This is a genomic window from Paraburkholderia sp. MM5477-R1, from assembly GCF_050436385.1.
Lineage (GTDB): Bacteria > Pseudomonadota > Gammaproteobacteria > Burkholderiales > Burkholderiaceae > Paraburkholderia > Paraburkholderia tuberum.
In genome coordinates this window covers 658,237-676,645 of the sequence record NZ_JBNDMC010000005.1, presented here as the reverse complement: position 1 = coordinate 676,645, position 18,409 = coordinate 658,237, and the positions used below count along the sequence as shown (strand labels likewise).

Annotated in this window: 17 protein-coding genes and 4 pseudogenes; 13 read left to right on the top strand and 8 right to left on the bottom strand. The window is 60.5% G+C overall.

Annotated elements, in window-relative coordinates:
* The first annotated feature begins 17 nt into the window (after window positions 1–17).
* From sufC to nirD, 6 genes are read left to right on the top strand one after another with little or no spacing between them, the layout of a single operon-like run.
* Window positions 18–809 (top strand): Fe-S cluster assembly ATPase SufC, encoded by a 792-nt coding sequence (gene sufC, locus OKW35_RS15475; protein ID WP_429552480.1) that lies wholly within the window; start codon window positions 18–20, stop codon window positions 807–809.
* Window positions 806–2,128 (top strand): Fe-S cluster assembly protein SufD, encoded by a 1,323-nt coding sequence (gene sufD / locus OKW35_RS15470; protein ID WP_429552479.1) that lies wholly within the window; start codon window positions 806–808, stop codon window positions 2,126–2,128. The genes sufC and sufD overlap by 4 nt, the downstream gene beginning before the upstream one ends.
* Window positions 2,125–3,378, top strand: coding sequence for a cysteine desulfurase (locus OKW35_RS15465; protein ID WP_316251658.1), 1,254 nt, complete (start codon window positions 2,125–2,127; stop codon window positions 3,376–3,378). The genes sufD and OKW35_RS15465 overlap by 4 nt, the downstream gene beginning before the upstream one ends.
* Window positions 3,375–3,830 (top strand): Fe-S cluster assembly sulfur transfer protein SufU, encoded by a 456-nt coding sequence (sufU, locus tag OKW35_RS15460; RefSeq protein WP_184058729.1) that lies wholly within the window; start codon window positions 3,375–3,377, stop codon window positions 3,828–3,830. Before OKW35_RS15465 ends, sufU begins: the two co-directional genes overlap by 4 nt.
* An 8-nt stretch (window positions 3,831–3,838) precedes the next feature.
* Window positions 3,839–4,207 (top strand): SUF system Fe-S cluster assembly protein, encoded by a 369-nt coding sequence (locus OKW35_RS15455; RefSeq protein WP_090811480.1) that lies wholly within the window; start codon window positions 3,839–3,841, stop codon window positions 4,205–4,207.
* 1 nt (window position 4,208) lies between these two features.
* Entirely contained in the window at window positions 4,209–4,529 is a 321-nt protein-coding gene (gene nirD, locus OKW35_RS15450; protein WP_090811477.1) for a nitrite reductase small subunit NirD, read from the top strand.
* Window positions 4,530–4,629: 100 nt separating this feature from the next.
* Here nirD and OKW35_RS15445 read toward each other — a convergent pair.
* From OKW35_RS15445 to OKW35_RS15420, 6 genes and pseudogenes are all read right to left on the bottom strand, one after another.
* Window positions 4,630–5,138 (bottom strand): annotated as a pseudogene (locus OKW35_RS15445) (IS66 family transposase); the annotation flags it as partial.
* Between the two features lie 323 nt (window positions 5,139–5,461).
* A pseudogene (locus OKW35_RS15440) lies at window positions 5,462–5,576 on the bottom strand (DDE-type integrase/transposase/recombinase); the annotation flags it as partial.
* A gap of 163 nt (window positions 5,577–5,739) precedes the next feature.
* A complete protein-coding gene (locus OKW35_RS15435) occupies window positions 5,740–6,081 on the bottom strand; it encodes a hypothetical protein (RefSeq protein ID WP_184058727.1) in 342 nt (113 codons plus the stop codon).
* Window positions 6,082–6,084: 3 nt separating this feature from the next.
* A complete protein-coding gene (locus OKW35_RS15430) occupies window positions 6,085–6,882 on the bottom strand; it encodes an alpha/beta hydrolase (protein WP_429552478.1) in 798 nt (265 codons plus the stop codon).
* A gap of 753 nt (window positions 6,883–7,635) precedes the next feature.
* Window positions 7,636–7,944, bottom strand: coding sequence for a hypothetical protein (locus OKW35_RS15425; RefSeq protein ID WP_184058723.1), 309 nt, complete (start codon window positions 7,942–7,944; stop codon window positions 7,636–7,638).
* Between the two features lie 196 nt (window positions 7,945–8,140).
* Entirely contained in the window at window positions 8,141–8,359 is a 219-nt protein-coding gene (locus OKW35_RS15420; RefSeq protein ID WP_090811471.1) for a hypothetical protein, read from the bottom strand.
* A 75-nt stretch (window positions 8,360–8,434) separates the two neighbouring features.
* Between OKW35_RS15420 and OKW35_RS15415 the strand changes: the two are divergent.
* A pseudogene (locus tag OKW35_RS15415) lies at window positions 8,435–8,560 on the top strand (IS30 family transposase); the annotation flags it as partial.
* A 231-nt stretch (window positions 8,561–8,791) separates the two neighbouring features.
* On the opposite strand, the gene OKW35_RS15410 reads toward OKW35_RS15415, so the two are convergent.
* Entirely contained in the window at window positions 8,792–9,871 is a 1,080-nt protein-coding gene (locus OKW35_RS15410) for an alcohol dehydrogenase catalytic domain-containing protein (RefSeq protein WP_429552477.1), read from the bottom strand.
* A 116-nt stretch (window positions 9,872–9,987) separates the two neighbouring features.
* On the opposite strand from OKW35_RS15410, the gene OKW35_RS15405 reads away from it, so the two are divergent.
* The 6 genes and pseudogenes from OKW35_RS15405 to OKW35_RS15380 all read left to right on the top strand — a co-directional run bounded on the left by OKW35_RS15405 (window position 9,988) and on the right by OKW35_RS15380 (window position 16,831).
* Entirely contained in the window at window positions 9,988–10,761 is a 774-nt protein-coding gene (locus tag OKW35_RS15405; protein ID WP_184058721.1) for a helix-turn-helix transcriptional regulator, read from the top strand.
* A 427-nt stretch (window positions 10,762–11,188) separates the two neighbouring features.
* On the top strand, window positions 11,189–14,215 hold the full coding sequence (locus tag OKW35_RS15400; protein WP_429552476.1) for an ankyrin repeat domain-containing protein: 3,027 nt from the start codon (window positions 11,189–11,191) through the stop codon (window positions 14,213–14,215).
* Window positions 14,216–14,309: 94 nt separating this feature from the next.
* Window positions 14,310–14,492: pseudogene (locus tag OKW35_RS15395) on the top strand (LysR family transcriptional regulator); the annotation flags it as partial.
* Window positions 14,493–14,961: 469 nt separating this feature from the next.
* On the top strand, window positions 14,962–15,198 hold the full coding sequence (locus OKW35_RS15390) for a hypothetical protein (RefSeq protein WP_429552475.1): 237 nt from the start codon (window positions 14,962–14,964) through the stop codon (window positions 15,196–15,198).
* 310 nt (window positions 15,199–15,508) lie between these two features.
* Window positions 15,509–16,312 carry a transglutaminase-like domain-containing protein gene (locus OKW35_RS15385; RefSeq protein WP_090811454.1) on the top strand — a complete coding sequence of 268 codons (804 nt, stop codon included), beginning with the start codon at window positions 15,509–15,511 and terminating at the stop codon, window positions 16,310–16,312.
* Between the two features lie 270 nt (window positions 16,313–16,582).
* Entirely contained in the window at window positions 16,583–16,831 is a 249-nt protein-coding gene (locus OKW35_RS15380) for a hypothetical protein (RefSeq protein WP_429552474.1), read from the top strand.
* Here OKW35_RS15380 and OKW35_RS15375 read toward each other — a convergent pair.
* A complete protein-coding gene (locus OKW35_RS15375) occupies window positions 16,828–18,354 on the bottom strand; it encodes a glycoside hydrolase family 15 protein (RefSeq protein WP_429552473.1) in 1,527 nt (508 codons plus the stop codon). The genes OKW35_RS15380 and OKW35_RS15375 overlap by 4 nt on opposite strands.
* Window positions 18,355–18,409: the final 55 nt, after the last annotated feature.

The window sequence follows — 18,409 nt, the reverse complement described above, 5'->3', positions numbered from 1 at the left end:
CGCGAGGGATTCGGACCATGCTTGAAATCAGCAATCTGCAGGTCGAAGTCGACGGCAAGAAAATTCTGCGTGGCATCGATCTGGATGTAAGGGCCGGCGAGGTGCACGCGATCATGGGTCCAAACGGCTCGGGCAAGAGCACGCTTGCCCAGGTGCTGGCCGGGCGCGAGGACTTTGCTGTCACGGGCGGCGAGGTCTCGTATCTCGGCCGCGACCTGCTGGCGCTCGCACCCGAGGAGCGCGCACACGAAGGACTGTTTCTCGCGTTCCAGTATCCCGTCGAGATACCCGGCGTGAGCAACGTTTATCTGCTGAAGGCGGCGCTGAATGCGCAGCGGCGGTATCGTGGCGAGCCGGAGTTCGATGCGATGGAGTTTCTGCAACGGGTCAAGGAGAGGATGACGCTGATGCGGATGGACGAGAGTCTGCTGTATCGCGCCGTGAACGAAGGGTTTTCCGGCGGAGAGAAGAAACGCAACGAGATTCTGCAGATGGTCGTGCTGGAGCCCCGGCTCGCCATTCTCGACGAAACGGATTCCGGACTCGACATCGACGCATTGCAGATTGTCGCGCAGGGCGTCAACAGCATGCGCAGTCCAGAACGGGCGATCGTGCTCGTGACGCACTATCAGCGGCTATTGGACTACGTCGTGCCGGATCGCGTGCATGTGCTGGCGAATGGCCGGATCGTGAAGTCGGGGTCCCGTGAACTGGCGCTGGAGCTGGAGCGTAAAGGCTATGGTTGGATCGACGATGAAGCGGTGCAACCAGAAAATACAGCAAGCCAGGAAAGTGCGGGGCATCCATGAAAAACGAATCTCTCGACTATTTCCATCAGTTTGGGCAACTCGCGAAGACGTTGCCCGGCGTTGAGTTTCCATGGCTGCGTGCCGCGCGCCGAAGCGCGTTCGACCAGTTCGACGCGCTGGGTTTGCCGACCACGCGGCACGAGGACTGGAAATACACGAACGTGTCGGCGATTGGCAAGCGTCCCTGGCATTTCAAGGCACAACGCACGGACGATAGCGACGTGCGGCACGTCATCGATGAACTCAAGCTGGACCCTGCCGCGCATCGACTGGTCTTTGTCAACGGTCGGCATGTGCCGCGGCCGTCGAAACTGAATGGTTTGCCACGCGGGGTATTTGTGGGCTCGCTCACCCGGGCGTTGAGAGAAATGCCGCAACAACTGGAATCGGCATTCGCCTCGCAGGCGTATTCAGATGGCTTTGCCGCGCTAAATACGGCGTTTATGACGGATGGGTTTGCCATCGTGCTGCCCCCTGGCGAGGTCATCGAACAACCGCTGCAGATCCTGTTCCTGACCGACGAAGCGGGTCTTGCGGTGCAGCCGTTCAATGTCGTGCTTGCAGGAGCACGCTCGGGCTGCACGATCGTCGAGCATTTTGTAGGGCTGAGCGGCGACGCGTACTGGACCAATGCGGTTACCCGCATCGTCGCAGACGAGCAGGCGGACGTGCAGCACTACCGGTTGCAGCAAGAGGGCCCGAAGGCTTTTCATATCGCGTCGGTCGCCGCTGCGCAGCAACGGGGCAGCTGTTTTACCTCACATGCGTTCGCGTTCGGCGCCGCGTTGTCGCGCACTGGTATCGGCACAAGCCTGAACGCCGCGAACGCGCAAGCGATGTTGAACGGTCTCTATTTTGTCGGGGGCCGGCAGCACGTCGATCACCACACGCGCATCGATCACACAGAGCCGCATGGCACGAGTCGCGAACATTACCGCGGGGTGCTCGACGGCGCGGCGCGCGGCGTGTTCAACGGGCGCGTCATCGTGCATCGCGATGCACAGCAAACGGACACGCATCAGGCGAATCACAACCTGCTGCTGTCACGCGATGCGGAAATCGACACGAAGCCGCAACTCGAGATCTACGCCGACGACGTGAAATGCACACACGGCGCGACGGTCGGTCAACTGGACGACAACCAGCTGTTCTATTTACGTGCACGAGGTGTCGAAGAGCGGATGGCACGGGCGCTACTGACATACGCATTTGCGCGCGACATTGTCGAAGGTGTGCGCATCGATTCGCTGCGTGGCCGGCTCGAAAACCTGCTGTTCGCGCGCACCCCGGAAGGCGAGCGCATCAGGGAGTTGCTATGAAGCCGATCGAACAGATGCAGACGCCCGATCCGCGCAATGTCGAGCACTGGCGAGCCGATTTTCCGATTCTGGGCGAGCGCGTGCATGGCCGTCCATTGGTCTATCTCGACAATGGCGCCACGACGCAAAAGCCTGCCTCGGTCATCTACGCGGAAAACGCTTACTACCGGCATAGCAACGCCAATGTGCACCGCGGCGTGCATCTGCTGTCTCAGCGCGCGACCGATTCATTCGAGGCCGCACGCGCGAAGATTGCACGCTTCATCAATGCGCAGCGTCCGGAGGAGATCGTGTTCGTGCGTGGCACGACCGAAGCGATCAATCTCGTCGCCCAGAGCTATGCTCGCCCGCAGATCAAGCCCGGCGACGAAATCCTGATTAGCGCGATGGAGCACCATTCGAACATTGTGCCGTGGCAGCTCGTCTGCGAGCAGACGGGCGCGGCGCTGAAAGTCGTGCCGATCGACGATACGGGCGCACTCGATGCCGGCGCGTACGAGCGCTTGTTAAGCGAACGTACGCGGCTGGTCGCGATGACGCACTTGGCCAACGCGCTCGGCAGCATCAATCCGGTGGAGCGCATCGTTGCAGCGGCACACGCGCGGGGCGTGCCGGTGCTGCTGGATGGTGCACAGGCAATCACGCATCTGCCGGTCGACGTCCGCGCGATAGATTGCGATTTCTATGCGTTGTCCGGGCATAAGGTGTACGGACCGACTGGCATTGGCGTGCTATACGCCAAGGCCGCACTGCTTGAAGCGATGCCGCCATGGCAGGGCGGCGGCGACATGATCCGATCGGTAACGTTCGAGAAAACGGAATACAACGCGATTCCGTGGAAGTTCGAGGCGGGTACGCCGAACATTGCCGGCGCGATTGCGCTGGGCGCGGCGCTCGACTATGTCGACAGCATCGGCATGGAAGTCATCGCCGCGCACGAGAACGAACTGCTCGCCTATGCGACGGCCGCCCTGCGGGTGATACCGGGCTTGCGTTTTATCGGTAGCGCACGCGACAAGGCAGGCATTCTGTCGTTCGTGCTCGACGGCGTGCATGCCCATGATGTCGGCACGATTCTCGATCATCACGGCATCGCGGTGCGTGCGGGCCATCATTGCGCGATGCCGGTGATGCAGCGCTTCGGCGTACCGGCGACCGTGCGCGCGTCGCTCGCCCTCTACAACACCCACCAGGATATCGACGCGCTGATCGAAGGTCTCGGAAAGGTCAGGGAGATATTCGGAAAATGAGCGATCTGCGCGATCTGTATCAGGAAGTCATCTTCGACCACTACCGGCGGCCGCGTAACTGTCATGGACTGTCCGGTGCCAATCACACGGCTGAGGGCTATAACCCGCTGTGCGGCGACCGGATTACGCTTTATCTGCGAATCGAGGACGGCATCGTCAAAGAAGCGAGTTTCGAAGGCGCGGGCTGTGCAATTGCGACAGCATCAGCGTCGCTGATGACCGAGGCGCTGAAAGGCAAAACGGAAGCAGAGGCCGAAGCGCTGTTCGGGCGCTTTCACGACATGGTGACGACGCCCGCTGCAGGGCAGGCGACAGCCGCGCCGGAGATGGGCAAGCTGGCGGTGCTGTCCGGTGTACGTGAATTTCCCGAGCGTGTGAAGTGCGCGACGCTGGCCTGGCATACGCTCCACGCCGCGCTGCACGACGAGGATCGCCCCGTTTCGACAGAGTGAGGCAGACGATGAGCACATTCGACTGGCTGAAGCGCGCCGAGGCCGCACAACCCGGCAGTGGCACGACAACAGAAGGTCTTGAAGAACGCGTGATCGATGCACTGCGCACCGTGTTCGACCCGGAGATTCCGGTCAACATCTACGATTTGGGGCTTGTTTATGGTCTTGACGTGGACGAAGCCGAAGGCCGCGTTGGGATCCGCATGACGCTGACCGCGCCCGGCTGCCCGGTCGCGCAGACCTTCCCGGCGACGGTGGAGGATGCGGTGTTCTCGGCGAGCGGAGTGAACGACGTGCACGTTGAACTGGTGTGGGATCCGCCGTGGTCGAGAGACCGGATGTCGGATGCGGCGCGCCTGCAATTGGGGATGCTTTGACATGTCAGACTGGGTCGACGTCGCTGCGATCGGGGATTTTCCGGCCGGGTCTGTTCGCAGCGTCGAGGTCGACGGCGCGCAGGTTGCTGTGTTCAACGTCGACGGCACCTGTTATGCAATCGAGGATGTCTGCCCGCACGACGGCGGCATCCTGACTGGCGGTGTGGTCGAAGGCGACGTGGTCGTCTGTCCGCGCCACGGTGCACGATTTTGCATCAGGACCGGAAAGGTGCTGGCGCCGCCGGCATATGAGGATGTGGTGGCGTTTCCGGTGCGGATCGAGGCGGGCGTCGTTCAGGTGCGTGACGAGCGGTGGGATTGAGGTGCGCTGTCGACCGGCTCTCGTTCTCAGTAAGCGGCTCAGCTGGGCCGTTCGTCCGTTCGCGCGCGCGTGAGGCATGATGGCGAACTGGAGCTGGCGGTCAGGTGGCGGGATTCGGCGGACTGGCTCGCGTGTGCAGTTTGTTGGCCACACACCAAGGCAGGAGCTCGTCGATGCAATTGATTTTGTGGTCGGCGATGTGGGTTAGCTCGTAGTCCAGGTAGGCGCGCGGATCGATGTCATTCAGTGCGCAAGTTCCGATCAGTGCGTACATCGCGGCTGCCCGTTCGCCGCGATGTTGTTGTCGATCTCGAGCGTACCGTCTTCGCAATACAGCGTCGGTGCGCTCCACTGGTTCAGCGAGTAGTTGATTGCCCTGGCTGCATCGGACTTTGACGAAAGCGTTTCGAGCTTTGCCCTGAGCCACGCTTCGTAGATTTGAAGCAGTGGCCTGGCTCTCTCCTGCCGTATTCGCAGCCGTTCGGCCGCTGGCTTGCCGCGAATGGAGGCCTCGATGTCATAGAGCCCGCCAATATATTCGAGCGCCTTTTGCGTTGTGTCGGACGGCGTGCGCACGTGGATGTCGTAGAACTTTCTTCTCGTGTGGGCATGTTGTCGGGAAATGTCCATCGCGGCCGAATAAGCGCGATCGAAGCCCGGGGTCGTGTGATCGACTGCTTTTCCTGCAGCGGTTATGTACAAGACCTTCTTGAAGTTTCCCCAGGTTCATTTCGCCGAGGAGCGTTTCGACGTCATCGGACAATGAGGGTTCGTAAAGCCCACAGATCATTCGCGGCTCATCAGTTTCCTCACGGCTAGACAGGTAGGTCCTGTTCAATCAGGTTATTGAGATATTTCGAGGATCGAACCTTCATCTCACGCACCGCGCGTTGTGGGGCGGCATAGCCATGCCCGTGAGATGGCCTTCGGCGACTTCCCGTGATGTTTGAGAGCTTTCCTGAAAAAGGCTTTGGCCGCCTTCACGTCGCGCTTTGCACGTAGCATGAAGTCAACTGTCTGGCCGGCCCGATTCACCGCCCGGCAGAGCTACACCCGCCTGCCGCGGATCTTCAGCTACGTTTCATCGACACGCCACGACGGCTCTCTATTCGTTCAGCAGGACACTCTAACCGATTCGCTTGCGCCGTTTGCACCATGTATGGACGATTCCCCGGGGTTACGGCTCCGCAGACTCGTCGTGCTGTGATGGTCACCGCCCTGTCATTATCCGGAGGATTTTCTGCACGATGCGCTCATGCTGCTCCAGCGCCTCATCGAGCGTACTTGCTCCGTAGCTCCTGTTATCTTGCGCCTGCATTCCGGCGACGCGCGTCACGAACAGCAAAGCCTCCCCGGTTTTCGGTTTGGACACACCACGGAAGCGGGTCGTGACCGTTACACCGTAGTCGTCCAGCAGTGTGCGGCGGAAGATCAGTTCGTTTTCCGTCATCCAGCGCGACCACGCGCCGTGGTCGAACACCTCGACAGGCCTGTTCTTCGCGTCGAGAACATAGATGCGCTCCGAGTTGGACGGGACCGGTGGCGTCTTCATATTTCAATGCAAAGGCGTAAGCAGGAAGTCGGTCGCCTCCCGCCACCAGGTTTCGTCGACGTGGCCAATCCAGTCGTTATGGTCAGCCGCCTTCACCACCACGAGTTTTCTCGGTGCGGACAGCGAGTTGTAAAGCGCCTCGCCGTAGCGCGTAGGGACGATGCTGTCGCGTTCCGCAACCACGACGAGAATCGGGCGGTTGAACGACGCCAGATGGGTCACGCTGTCGTATTGGTCGCGCAGCAGCCACTTCACGGGCAGCCACGGATAGTGGTAAGCGGCGACGTGCTCGAGCCGATCCCATGGCGTGATGAGCATCATGCCTGCGATCTTGTCGCGTTCACGCGAGCCGGCCGCAGCGACCACGCCGGCCCCAAGCGATTCGCCGATGAGCAGCAGCGGCGCTCCATAGAGGCGATGTGCGAGCGCGATGGTTTGTTGAGCATCGTCGACCAGACTCGCTTCGCCTAATGCACCGGTGCGCGGCCCGTAGCCTGGATATTCGGCGAGAATCACGCGCAGCCCGAGCCGGGTGAGCGCTGCCGCATAGAACGAGCGGTGGCCGGCATGCCCCGCATTGCCATGGAAGACGATGACCGTGGCGCGCGCGGACCCGGCCGGCTCCGCCACGAGACCCCGGTACGCCTCAGGTGTCGGCCAGGCGCGCAGTCCGCCGGAGGTGACCTCCTCGATTGCGGCTTTCTGAGGGAAGTAGAGAAAACGATCCTGCAAGATGGCGACTCCGGCTAACACGATCATGTACGCGACGGCGAGGCCGACCATCATTCGGGTGAATTTCATCGTCTTGCGCTCGACCCACCGAACTTTTCGATAGCACACACCCAGTTTAGCGCGCGGTCGCCACCGCTCATATTCAGGCGTGTCGTCAGGATGTGGGCGTCTAAGTTATGGTACGGAGTGTATCTCCCTGCCTTGTATCCTCGATATTTTCCGAGCGACGCGACCAGGCGCGGGGTTGGTCCGTACGAAGCAGCCCAGAACAGACTGAAATCGAGCGCGACCGACGCTAGCCGTGCGAAACAATGCTACGTCCCGGCTCGTGCGCCCGCTTTTTGGCGCACCTCGCATCGGACGAATCCGGACCCCTTATCCTCAAAGCCGTCATCCGCATGGCTGGTTCTCCAGAAGACCTGCCTGATAACCGTCGCGTACACTTCGGCCATAGCGGTCGGTTGCCGATCGGGCAGCGTGCGGCGGCAGCAGGTCGCTTTGCTGACCTTCGCAAGCCGGTGCCGATGAATGTCTGCTAAGTCATGGATGGATGAGTCTTGCCGACCCAGAGCCGACTTCCGGCATGTCGAAGCATCAATGGCTCTTTGAAGAGTGAAGCGGACTTTCGTCGCGGAAAGGCTGCTGGTGGGTCATCGGCCTGAGCCGACGTTCGCCGATCAAATTGGTGCGGCTGTCGCGTATCGCGTTGCTGACTTTTACAAACTGGCGTCGGCGAATGTCAGCTCTCTGTCCATCAACGAGTCTTACCGACCCGTCCAGACCTTTCACAGTCCGATCGCCGACGGCCTCAAAGGTATGCCGTCAAAGGTGCGGCAAATCGTCAATGCATTTTTCGACATGATCGCCAGGGACATCCGTGTCGATCCCGGCGGTTCCGTCGGTGTGAGAGACAGACACAATTTTTGGCCCGAGATACCGTGTGCCACCAAGCGTAAAAAGGGACCAAACAACATCTCCCCGACGGATCGCGGCGACGACTTCGACCACCTCCACAATCGCCGGGGGGGACAGCCATTCACGCGTCGCCGGATCGACGGGAGCCCAACGCACATGGGTAAACCTGTCGTTCGTCGGGTTGATGCGAACGGCGTCGATAGCAAAAGTTGTCACATCTACCTCCATCATCCTGACAAAGGGATGTGTGCATTATGCGCCGCTTCTTTTGCCGGGGATCAGCAGGATCGGTCGTGAGGGCCGTTGTCAGCCCTTGCTGCACGTATCGCTCTCGCCTGACGCGTGCCCCCGAACTGGATGTCTGGTGCGTGCGGCGAATACTCCGGGACAGCCCGGACCTGGATAGTGAAGCCTAAGCGGAGTTCTCGTCGCACCACTGAATCGCCCAACGCTGCGCCGCCTCAATGGCATCCGCGTCGGAGGGGTAATCGCCGAGGTCGCCCGAATACTTTACCTCGACGGCATCGCCACTCGCCGAGGCGCGCCGGTAGATCTTTGCGCGAGCGTAATAGCGGCCGCCTTCATCAAGAGGTGACGCGTCGATGTGGAATTGTTGGTAGTCGAAATGCATGGCTGTCTCCAAACGATTGCCCTAATCGTCGTCGCGTTGGACGAGGTGGACCTCGTTGTCACCGCCAAGGTCGCTCTGTCAGTGTATTCGCAGGCCAAACTCAACGCTGTGGCAAGACGACTGAACGAGCGTCCAAGAAAGACACTGGACTACGAGACGCCCGCCGAACGATTCCAGCAAACTATTGCATCCACCGGTTGAATCCGCCGGGCGGACCCGCCGTCTGAATGTCTGCGCGACGGAACGGACGAATGACGCTTGATGGCCGGCAGTACGCGTTCACACCAACCACGGGAAAGCTGCCGTTGAGAATTCCAACGTCACCTCTGTAAAACGTTCATCGAACTGGTGCTATCGGCCATGACCGGTCACTCGACATTGGGGGCTGAATCGTCGACAAAGTATGTCCGGCGTGAGGCGAGAGTCCGCCGTCTAAGGACGGATCACCGTCATCCTGTATGGGCCGCCGTTCGCAGCTGCGTGAGCCACCGCGTCGTTAGCGTCATCAAGGGGGAAGGTTGTGACGTCAAAGTGGCCGAGATCCAGCAGCCCGGCACAGATCAAGCCCGTCATGCGCGTCACTGCTGCGGGCGGATACATCCATTTGCCGCGTATCGTGATGTCGTTGCGCATGATCCACGCATAAGGCAGGTCAAGCCCTTCGCCGCCGAGCATGCCGACGCCACCCATCAGCACGACTCGTCCATAAGCGCGGACGGTCGTGACCGCCGCGCGCACCGTGGTCGTGCTAACCGACGGCGGCATCAGATCAATCACGCAATCGATCGGACAGGGCGCCGCCAGCCGCATCCGTTCGCGGTCCTCTTCTTCACGACCCGAAAGCTTCACGGTCCGGATGCGCTCGCCGAAGCGGCGTTCCAGATCCGCGAGGGCCTGTTCGTTGCGTCCCGGCGCGACCACGCAGCGCGCGCCCATCGCGAGGGCGACGGCGACGCACGCGCTGCCGAAGTTGCCTGTCGCGCCGCTCACGAGCAACGTCTCACCTGCCTGCAAACCAGCTGCGAGCAGTCCGCCGTAGGGCACCAGCATGACATTGAGCGCACACCACCGGGCGACATCGGCCGGATCGATCTCCCCGATGCGAACGGCGTTTTCCGTCGGCACTCGCACCTGTTCGGCGAAGGGGCCATCGTGAAAATGCCGTTGCAGACGTTTGCCGCCGTCCCCGCGCGCGCTCCAGCCCTGTAGTGCGATGTCGGGGATCAGGGCGTCGTCGCGCGAGCGCACGGTCGGATCGCAGAACACCCAGTCACCCGGCTTCAGGTGCGTGGCGTCCGGGCCAATAGCACGCACGCGACCAATCGCGCCGCAGCCGGGAACCATCGGCAGGTCAATTGGGTATCGGCGTTCGCCGCTGAAGACTTCGTTCGCGTAGGGCAGCACGGGGGCGGCGGCGACATCGACAATGACCTCGCCTGTGCCGATCAAGGGGGCCGGCATGTGTTCGATCTCGAGTGGCATGCCGAGCGTCTTCAGAATCGCAGCTTTCATTGTCGGTCTCCGGTCAGGGTAATTGGACGAGACCATTCTGGCAGGCGTAGCATTCGTAACAAGGCCTAGCACTATCCTAGGACTTCAGCGTGCCTCCCAAGGCGAAAACGACAATCATGACGACATCGAGTCGAAACGAATTTGGCGATTTCCTGCGCTCACGCAGGGAAAAACTGAGTCCGGACGCGGTCGGACTCAACGACGATCGGCGCCGCCGCACACCGGGCCTGCGACGGGAGGAAGTGGCGGAACTGGCGGGCATCGGCGTGGACTGGTATGTGCGGCTCGAGCAGGGCCGAACCGTCAGGCCGTCCGATACCACCCTCGACGCGCTCGCTCGCGCCCTGCGCCTCGGCAAGGTCGAAACAGCACATTTGCGGGCGCTCGCGGGCAACGGCGATCGGGTCGCGTTCACGCGCGAGAGCGTCACTCCGGCGATCGAACGTCTGGTCGCGCGCCTTGATGTGCCGGCGTACGTAACCGGCAGGCGCTGGGACATCCTGACGTGGAACACCGCCGCTGCGGACCTCCTGGGCTTCGACCGTTTCGCCGAAGCGGACCGCAACATCCTGGTCTTCATGTTTATCGAGCCGGAATCGCGGCGGCTCTTCGGGGTCACCTGGTCCGATGAAGCCCGTCGAATGATTGCGCTCTTTCGCGCGACCCACGATCTCCATGCCGACGATCCGGCGTTTATCGAACTGGTCGAGCGCGTGCGTGCCCGTAGCCGGGAGTTCGCGCGGTGGTGGGACGCGCATGACATCCGCAGCAGCGTGGCCGGCCAGAAAGTGCTCGCGCACCCGCAGCGAGGCACGCAGCGCTACGAATACACGACGTTTCAGGCGAACGATGACCCTGCACTAAAGTTGGCGATCTACACGCCCGTCTGAGCGGTCGTGTGGCGGGAAGCTTGGTGCATTCCGGGGATGGCTCAGCGAGATGCGTCCGCCTTGCTCCTTCCTGTGACGCCACTGCGCCTGGCGCCAGGCAAGCCCATGGGCGAATGCGAATTTGTTGCCAGGTCGTCGCGATATCTGAAAGCTGGTCGCGTACCAGCTAAACAGTTCCGCACATAGCTTGGACGACCGTTATGGAGAAAGGGGACCGGCCCTTGTGGGTCGACATGAGCCAAAGCGTATCGGTCAGGAGACGGCCCGAACCGGTCATTCAGCATGAGGAAATACCCTGTCGTAGGGCGTCCGGTCCAGGTCGGATAACTGCCGTTCAGGAATGACCGGAAAACTTGCTAGAGAGGTTGGCAGGCCAGACGGCCATGAGAGAATTCTTTCTTGCTCTTGCACTTGTCCTCATCGCCTCATGAAGATTCTCGAATACACAGGCCTCGACACTTCACGCGTCAAGGCCAGCTACGACAAGGTGTCCGCGGCCATCGCCCGCCACGACTTCCGTGCTGCCCAAGTCAAGAAGCTTGCCAATCTGAGCCACGGCAAGTTCTACCGGGCGAAGCTGGATGACGCCGACCGGCTGCTGTTCTCGCTGGTGCGCCACGGGGATGAAGTCTGCGCACTGATGCTGGAAGTGATCGCCAATCACGCCTACGATAAGTCACGTTTCCTGCGCGGCGCGGCGATTGACGAGAGCAAAATTCCAGACATCAGCGCTGATGACGCGATCAGGGAGGCGCAAGCTCTACGCTACCTTCATCCCGAGCGTACCGGCATTCACCTGCTCGACAAACCGATCTCGTTTGATGACACGCAGGAGACCATTTACCGACAGCCACCTCCCCTGGTTGTCGTCGGCAGCGCTGGCAGCGGCAAGACCGCACTGACGCTTGAAAAGCTCAAGCATGCCGAAGGTGAGGTCCTCTACGTCACTCACTCCGCCTTCCTGGCGCAGAGCGCCCGCGACCTTTATTACGCCAACGGTTTCGAGCATGGCGCTCAGGATGCCGTATTTCTGTCCTACCGGGAGTTTGTCGAGTCGATCCGCGTTCCGGCAGGACGCGAGGCTAGCTGGCGCGACTTTGCGGGCTGGTACTCGCGTATACGGCAGAACTTCAAGGATGTCGATGCCCACCAGGCTTTCGAGGAGATTCGCGGCGTGATTGCCGCCGGGTCGGGCGGTGTCCTGTCGCGCGACGAGTATCAAGCACTGGGGGTGCGTCAATCGATCTTTCCCGTAGAACGGCGCGACCAACTCTACAATCTGTTTGAGAAGTATCGCGCCTGGCTGGCCGAGGCAAAGCTCTACGACCTCAATCTGGTCGCCCAGGACTGGCAAGCGCTGGCTGCGCCGCGCTACGACTTCGTGGTTATTGACGAGGTGCAGGACATCACCACCGTGCAACTCGCGCTCGTGCTGAAAACCATGAAGAAGCCTGGCCATTTCATGCTCTGCGGGGATTCCAACCAGATTGTCCATCCCAATTTCTTTTCCTGGAGCCAAGTCAAGAGCCTGTTCTGGAAGGACCCGAAACTGGCCGAGCGGCAGGAATTACGCGTGCTAATGGCCAACTTTCGCAACGGGCTGGAGGCCACTCGCGTCGCCAATCAGTTGCTCAAGATCAAGCAGCGGCGCTTCGGCTCCATCGACCGGGAGAGCAACTTCCTGGTCCAGGCCGTCGGCGGCGAGACCGGCCAGGTTACGCTGATACCCGACAAGGACGCCACCAAGCGCGAACTGGACCAGAAGATTCGCCAATCCGCCCAGTTCGCCGTCCTGGTAATGCGCGATGAGGACAAGGCCGACGCCCGCAAGCACTTTGCCACGCCGCTGTTGTTCTCGATCCACGAAGCCAAGGGTCTCGAATACGAGAACATCGTGCTCTACCGTTTCATCTCGGATCACCGGGGCGAGTTCAACGACATTGTCGAGGGCATCGCCAAGACCGATCTGGCGGTCGAGACACCGGATTACAAACGCGCTAAAGACAAGAGTGACAAGTCGCTCGAAGTCTATAAATTCTTCGTCAATGCCCTGTATGTAGCGCTGACGCGCGCCATCAAGAACATCTACATGATCGAGTCGGACACAGGGCATGATCTGTTCGGGTTGCTGGATCTGATCGTCGGCCAGACCAGGATCGAGGCCAGGCAATCCACGCTCGAAGACTGGCAGAAGGAAGCACGCAAACTTGAACTGCAGGGCAAGCAGGAGCAGGCGGAGGCCATCCGCCGCACCATCTTGAAGCAGGCCCCGGTGCCGTGGCCGGTGTTCGATGAGGCCAAGGTCAGGGAATTGCTGATCAAGGTCTTCCGCGAGCAGTCTCCGGGCAACAAGGGCAAGCAGCAACTCTTTGACTATGCCACCTGCTTCGATGAACCGCAGCTCGCCGAGTGGCTGGCAGTCGAGGCGAAATTCGAGCAGGCACGAACCTTTGATCAGCAGCGCGCGGTGTTCGCCCGCAAGAGCTACGTCCCTTTCTTCGCCAACCGTTTCAAGGACATCCTCAGGCAGTGTGACCAGCATGGCGTCGATCATCGTCTGCCAATGAACCAGACGCCGCTGATGGCCGCAGCTGCTGCAGGAAATGTGGCGCTGGTGGAAGCCCTGCTGGAGCGCGGTGCCGACCGCGATGCCGTCGATCACTATGGTCACAATGCCCTGCACTGGGCTTTGCGTCAGGCATTTGGCGATGCAAAGTTCGCTGCTGGCCCGCTGGCGGCAATCTATGAATGCCTGGCTCCGCCCTGCATTGATGTCAGAGCGGGCGATCGCTTGGTCCGCATCGACCGGCATCTGTCTGAATACTTTCTGTTCCAGACCCTGTGGGTATTGTTCAAAGCACGATTCAGCAAGATACGAGGCAATACAGACAGCGCGTTCCAGACCCAAATCATCCTCGATGCCTGGCAACACTTACCCGCTAACATCGCGCGGCCAGAGCGCAACAAGCGCCAGCATCTTTCTGGCGTGCTGGCGAGGAACGAAATCGACAGAGACTATGCCTACAATAGATCCCTGTTCCTGCGCGTATCCACCGGGCGGTACCAGTTCAATCCCAAACTCGCTGTGCGTCGCCGCCAGGGCGAAGAAGAAAACTGGGTCCCGATCTACACGGCACTCAACCTCCCGTTGATTAGCGAGTTTGCCTACAACGACGGCTGGATCAGCACCTGGGACAATATCGACAAGCTTGTGGTCCTTGCTGGACTACCTGAACGAACCACACCCATCGCGGCTGAACGCTTCGCCGAACGGCAAGCGGCCAAAATGAGGGAGCTGGACGAACGCAGAGCCAATCAACTTGCTGCCAAAGCACGCATTCGTGCAGCCGCCGAAGCCACCCAGAACAGAGCGCCACGATGGGGAACAAAGGAAGCTAAACGGCTTGAAATCGAACGTGTGAAACAAGAAATCGAAAGACGAAAGAAGGAGTGACTTGCCGATATTTCTTTTGGGGAGGCTTTCGGCCCATCAACTGTCGTTCGCTCAGCGATCCGGGCGGACATTCGAAGATCCGCTTCGCTCAGTTATCGCAGCCGGCAGGCTTACGCATTGGGGTGACCTGGATGGCCCTGACATCGCACTATGGGCGCTTTATCCTTCGCGGCGCTTGCTAAGCCCTCGCGTTTCCGCCTTTCTCGATCACATTAAGGAAGCATTCCCCTTGGGAAGACCCGAGGAATTGGCAGGATTCATAGGATTGGAACCGTGAGACCGGTGCGGACCACAGGTCGCTCTTACGTTGAGTGCTAACGGCTGCGTGCCACCGCGTATGACCATCTCGTGTCATCGGGAAGCGCGCGGCAAGGCATGGGCTTCCCAGGACCGGGCCATCGGGCACAAGTCGGCCACAAGCCGCCCTTCACGGGGCAAGCGAAAGTCGCGAATTGCGAATTCAGGTACCAGCGGCTCACGGTCGAAGGGTCGGGGAATCTTGAAGCATCTGGTGCAGCCGGAAAGAACGCATCTCGTGGCACCCGGTCCCTTCCCGACGCTCGGCACGTCTGTCAGGACCATCAGTACTCGGGGCGCAGTTCAACCAATAGGCAATTGCCGTCTCGAACGCCTCTGCAAGCAGAATTACGACGCCGGTTACCGACCTCGTACGGGATCAGCGCCTGTAGCCGGATGAACCATGCAACGTTCGCGTGTTAGTCTCCGATAACGACATGGAGGCTTTCATGCAACGAGTGATCACCTATCGTGGCTTCGAGATTCACGTCGAGTTGACTCCGGCTGCGGAGGACACGTTCAACGTGACTGTCCAGATCAAAGGCGGTACCAACCTCGAAGTGCTCGGCGCGCGGGGGGGCCGGATCGCGCTGCGCAACGGCCCTTTTACTGAACGATGGGCCTACCTGGTTGGGGAAGTCGCCGGTCAAGCCGCAATCGACCTGCTGCTTGGCCCGACTAGCTGATTCCATTCCTGTTTCGCCGCCTCGACACACTCACTCGTCCCGCCGAGTACGGTCACTAGCTGCGTTCGACGTCGCACGCACGACGGTCGTCGCCGTTGAGAGCATTGGCGTCAGGCCCAATCTCTCACCGGGAGACGGCGTTCATTTCATTTCAACAGACCATAGGGCCGCTCAGGCCAGGTAGCGGCGATTGTTTTTGAATGCGAGCGTGACGCCCGGCGTCGTGGGATCATCTGTTGTGGCTGTCTCGGGCCGCACGCCTTTGAGTTGCCAGCCCCAACCTCCGGGATCAGACGAACAGGATAAATATATGAAGCTTCGCGTCGGATACGAACTGTCGTACGAGTGCTCACAACCGACGCCGATGATGCTGATGCTGAACACGCACTTTTCGCATGCAAAGGATATTGTCGAGGCAGATCTCCTCGTTACCGATCCGCCGGTGGCGACGAGGCAGTACCGCGACTTGTTCGGCAACCTGTGCACGCGGATAATCGCGCCCGCCGGGCGGGTTGGCTTGAGCACGACCGCGCTTCTGAATGTGCCAAATGCGATGGAAACGCGTCCGAAAGACGGTCGGGGCCATCCAGTCGAGCAGTTGCCCGACGATACGCTCGTTTTCCTATTGGGTAGCCGCTATTGTGAAACCGATTTGATGGTCGACGTCGCGTGGAAGGTTTTTGGACAGTGCGCGCCGGGCCGCGAGACTGTTCTCGCAATCTGCGACTTCGTGCACCGGCATATCGCATTTGATTACCGGCACGCGCGGCCGACCAAAACCGCAGCGGACGTTTACCGCGAACGAAGAGGCGTCTGCCGGGACTTCGCCCATCTGGGCATCACGCTATGCCGCGCCATGAATATTCCGGCTCGCTACTGCACCGGTTATATCAGCGATGTCGGTTTGCCCCCCGTCGCAGCGCCAATGGATTTCGCGGCGTGGTTTGAGGCCTACGTAGGGGGTAGCTGGCAAACCTTCGATCCGCGTAACAACGCACCACGCATCGGGCGCGTTTTGATGGCATACGGTCGCGACGCCGCCGATGTTGCGATAAGCAATGCGTTTGGGGCCGCCGTGCTAACGCACTTCAAGGTGCATTGCGATCAGGAATAACCGCGCGCAATTGGCCATTGCTGAGCCGACGGGGAATTTTTGGATCCCCTCCCGGTAACGTAAGCATTTTGGACCGCGCTGGCCTAATTGATTGCGCGCCTGAGCGTCACCGCGTCGTTCACCCGTTCCACGCGTCAGTCGTTCGGTGGACTATGGGCGACCGGATGCGCGGCGGAGTATGTCCAGCAAAGTTACTCGGCGAATGAGCGCTGTGCTCCTGGACGGAGACGGCGAGGCCCCCTCGAAACGCTTGACGGACTGACTCAGGGCGTGAAGTGGTTTAACCGGCTGGCCAGCGCCCGAAACTTCATCGCGCACATCGGCGCGTTCTATCTGGCCCTCGACACCACCGAGCCCGCTTGGGACCTGCTGCTCGTCAAAGGGAATATCAAACAGTTCGATGACCCACGTACCTACGTGCGGTTCTCCAGCGTCATGGAGATCATGGACGGCTTAGATGAAGTCGTGTGTTTCTCCATGACAGAAGCAATTGTCTGCCGTTGGCGACGCATCGCTTAGGATTGGAGGGCGACGGAAAAATTCTGCCCTTGCCACGTCTGACTCGAGGTCCAGAAGAAGGTGAATGCAAGCGATGAACCGGCCTGGGCTTCTTGCGTGACCAGATCGACGTAGTAGATGCCGAGCGCCGTTGCGGTGGCTTCGCTGTCCTCCGACGTGGCCCAGTCGTCGATCGTCCAGCGCAGGCGGAAAGGCGCAGCCAAAGGGATCCGAATTGTCGTGGCGGCCGGAATCGACGGCAGCGGGCGGTTGAAGTTCCAGATTTCGATATTGCTGCGAGCGCGCGGCGCCTGGCCGGGCTGAGACTGATAACGGTCGGCGACGACTTTCAGGTGGTTAAAGACCTGACCGTCCGAAGCGGAGCGAACGAGCTTGATGTATTCGGCGTGGGCCCACGCGAGCGGCATGGCAGAGCCAGTCGGCCCGCCAGTGACGAAGGGCGGGTCTGCCAGATCGGGCAGATCCCACACTTGCTCGGGAAGCAGACCGCGCGTTCCGGCGAACGCCTCGAGAGCGCGGATGTAGGGGGTGGGGTCGCCACCGGCGGCCAATTCGTAATGGCCGCGTTCGCCAGTGAGCAGCGGCCACGGTCGACCAACGCCGAAGGTAGCGCCGTCGTACCAGTCCTCGCCAAGATTGCCTTGACCATAACCGTCGTGGTTGTATCGGTAAAAGGCAGGCCCCTGCGGCAGAATTTTTCTGATTACTGCATCGACTACCTTGACCGAGTTGACGATGATCGGATCGTTCGCGGCCCGAATGCCATAGCGCACCAGTTCGAGAAAACCCGCGTCCACGATGGTGTTTGCGTTGTAGTCTTTGTTCCAGACGGTTACTTGGGCGGTATCTGGATCTTCTGGAAAATTAAAGACGCCATTGACGTGCGTCGGCAAGATTCGAATGTAGTGCTGCGTCACGCCCGGAACCGGTGAGCCTTCCGCAGCGACGCACCATGTCTCTAGATGCGATTCCAGAAAATCCGCGTATTCGAGCAGGAACTGGGCGGTGCTGGCGTCCGCCCATTTAGTAGCCGCACAGACTAGCGCCGCGATGTTCGATGCCAGTGTCGAAGGGGAGTATCCTTCGAGTTCTTCCCATCGTTCCTGCTGAGTCATGGGGCCGTTCTTGATCAATGCGCCTGCTGCGGCCAGCACCATGCCGGTGGGATCGAACTGACGCAGCAGACCGGCTTCGCTCAAGTGATAGGCCAGAATGATTGGAAAGGAATATTCGTCGAGCTGCGAGGCATTGTCCCGCCAAGGCTCGCCGTCAATGAAAAACTTTTGCGGAAAGCTACCATCCGCCAATTGCGACGCAGCGAGAAACATCAGCCCGCGTAGGGGCGCATCCTGCGCGCCCGCGGCCAGCAGCGCGAGTGCGCTTTGGCACATGTCACGCGGCCAGACCATGTGGTAGCCGGCAGCGAGGTCCTGCACCGTCTGTCCCCACGGGATGCTCAATGAAGCCACCAGTGCGCCGTCGGCCGTCTTGTCCTCATGCGCGAGCAACACGTTGCGGCTCATGTTGAAAAGCGCATTGCCATCGCCCGTAATGTTCGCCTTGGGCTGGAACGGGTCG